This window comes from Klebsiella sp. C360 (genome assembly GCF_048822415.1).
In the GTDB taxonomy this organism is placed as follows: domain Bacteria; phylum Pseudomonadota; class Gammaproteobacteria; order Enterobacterales; family Enterobacteriaceae; genus Klebsiella; species Klebsiella quasipneumoniae.
The window spans coordinates 1-2,756 of the sequence record NZ_JBMEZZ010000042.1 but is presented as its reverse complement, the minus strand read 5'-3'; the positions used below and the strand labels follow the sequence as shown (position 1 = coordinate 2,756).

General features: G+C 65.4%; 1 pseudogene. It reads right to left on the bottom strand.

Annotated features, from left to right (window positions below):
• Window positions 1-10 precede the first annotated feature (10 nt).
• Window positions 11-2,756 (bottom strand): annotated as a pseudogene (locus tag ACOI7D_RS27645) (Tn3 family transposase); the annotation flags it as partial.

Below are 2,756 nucleotides of genomic sequence, written 5' to 3'. Positions count from 1 at the left end.
ATAAAGCACGCTAAGCCGGTTGCAGCGGCCGTAGCGGCCTGAACTTGCCCGCGCCGATCTTGGCGCTGCTGCGCCAGAGGTAATCGCCGGTCAGGTTGATGTGCTCCCAGCCGAGCGGCGACAGGTACTGCAACAGGCCGTCATCGACGGCTTGACCGTGGCCCGGTAGCGCTGCTGCTCGAAGCTGCGGTCGCGGATTTCCCCCAGGCGGTTGAAGAACACGGCGCGGGCCAGCGCGTTGCGCGCCTCGCCTTTGTTCAGCCCGGCATGCACGCGGCGGCGCAGCTCGACGCTTTGCAGCCAGTCCAGGATGAACAGTGTGCGCTCGATGCGTCCCAGCTCACGCAGGGCGACGGCCAGGCCGTTCTGGCGCGGGTAGCTGCCAAGCTTCCTGAGCATCAGCGAGGCCGTCGCCGTGCCCTGCTTGATCGAGGTGGCCATCCGCAGGATTTCATCCCAATGGGCGCGGACGTGCTTGATGTTGAGCGTGCCGCCGATCATCGGTTTCAACGCCTCGTAGGTGGCATCGCCCTTCGGGATGTAGAGCTTGGTGTCGCCCAGGTCACGAATGCGCGGGGCGAAGCGGAAGCCCAGCAGGTGCATCAACGCGAAGACGTGGTCCGTGAACCCTGCCGTGTCGGTGTAGTGCTCCTCGATCCGCAGGTCGGATTCGTGATACAGCAGGCCGTCGAGCACGTAGGTCGAGTCGCGCACGCCGACGTTCACGACCTTGGTGTGGAACGGCGCGTACTGGTCGGAGATATGGGTGTAGAACGTCCGCCCTGGGCTGCTGCCGTATTTCGGATTGATGTGGCCGGTGCTCTCGGCCTTGCTGCCGGTGCGGAAGTTCTGGCCGTCCGACGATGACGTGGTGCCGTCGCCCCAATGCTCGGCGAAGGGATGTCGGAACTGCGCGTTGACCAGCTCGGCCAGTGCCGCCCCGTAGGTTTCGTCGCGGATGTGCCAGGCTTGCAGCCAGGCCAGCTTGGCGTAGGTCGTGCCGGGGCACGATTCCGCCATCTTGGTCAGGCCCAGGTTGATCGCGTCGGCGAGGATCGTGGTCAGCAACAGGTTTTTGTCCTTGGCCAGGTCGCCTGACTTCAGGTGGGCGAAGTGCCGGGTGAAGCCCGTCCATTCGTCTACCTCCAGCAGCAATTCGGTGATCTTGACGTGCGGTAGGATCATCGCCGTCTGGTCGATCAGGGCCTGTGCGGTATCGGGCACCGCCGCATCGAGCGGCGTGATCTTCAGGCCCGACTCCGTGATGATGGCGTCCGGCAGCTCGTTGGCCAGCGCCATGCGGTTGACGGTGGCGAGCTGCGTTTCCAGCAGCGTCAGCCGGTCATGCAGGTACTGGTCGCAATCGGTGGCCACGGCCAGCGGCAATTCGCTGGCCTGCTTGAGGCTGGCGAATTTCGCGGGCGGCACCAGGTAGTCCTCGAAGTCCTTGAACTGGCGCGAGCCTTGCACCCAGATGTCGCCGGAGCGCAGCGCGTTCTTCAGCTCCGACAGCGCGCACAGTTCGTAGTAGCGCCGGTCGATGCCGGTGTCGGTCATCACCAGCTTCTGCCAGCGCGGCTTGATGAACTCGGTCGGCGCGTCGGTGGGCACCTTGCGGGCGTTGTCGCTGTTCATGCTGCGCAGCACCTCGATGGCGTCGAGTACGTCCTTGGCGGCGGGCGCGGCCCGCAACTTGAGCACGTCGAGAAATTCCGGCGCGTAGCGGCGCAGCGTGGCGTAGCTCTCGCCGATGCGGTGCAGGAAATCGAAGTCCTCGGGTTGCGCGAGCCGCTGCGCTTCGGTGACGCTCTCGGCGAAAGCATCCCAGGACATGACGGCCTCGATGGCGGCGAACGGATCGCGGCCCGCTTGCTTGGCCTCGATCAGCGCCTGGCCGATGCGCCCGAACAGCCGCACCTTGGCATTGATCGCCTTGCCGGATGCCTGGAACTGCTGCTGATGCTTGTTCTTGGCGGCATTGAACAGCTTGCCCAGGATGCGGTCATGCAGGTCGATGATTTCGTCGGTGACGGTGGCCATGCCCTCGATGGCGAGCGCCACCAGGGTCGCGTAACGCCGCTGCGGCTCGAACTTCGCCAGGTCGGCGGGCGTCATCTGGCCGCCCTCGCGGGCGATCTTGAGCAGCCGGTTCTGGTGAACCAGCCGCTCGATGCCGGAGGGCAGGTCGAGCGCCTGCCACGCCTTGAGGCGTTCGATGTGTTCCAGCATGTGCCGCGAGTTCGGTTTGACCGGGGATTGCCGCAGCCAGGCCAGCCACGTCGTCTTGCCGTTGTCGCGGCGCTTGAGCAGATCGTCGAGGCGACGGCGATGCACGTCCGTCAGCGGCTCAGCCAAGGCGTCGTAGAGACGCCGGTTGGCGCGGGTAATCGCTTCGGCGCTCGCCCGCTCGACGGCGTTGAGGGCGGGCACAATGACCGACTGCCGCCGCAGGTGCTCGATCAAGGCTCTGGCCAGCACGATGCCCTTGTCGGTTTGCATGGCCAGCTCGGTCAGCAACTGGACAGCCTGCCGGTAGTGGCCAATCGTGAACGGCTGGAAGCCGAACACCGTTTGCAGCTCGACCAGGTGCTCGCGTCGGGTCTGCTCACGCTGCCCGTACTCGTCCCAGCTTTCGATGCCGACCTTGAGCTGGTTGGCGACCAGTCTCAGCAATGGCGGGAACGGTGGCTCATCAGCGCCAAGGATGACGCCGGGAAAGCGCAGGTAGCAGAGCTGCACCGCGAAGCCCAGCCGAT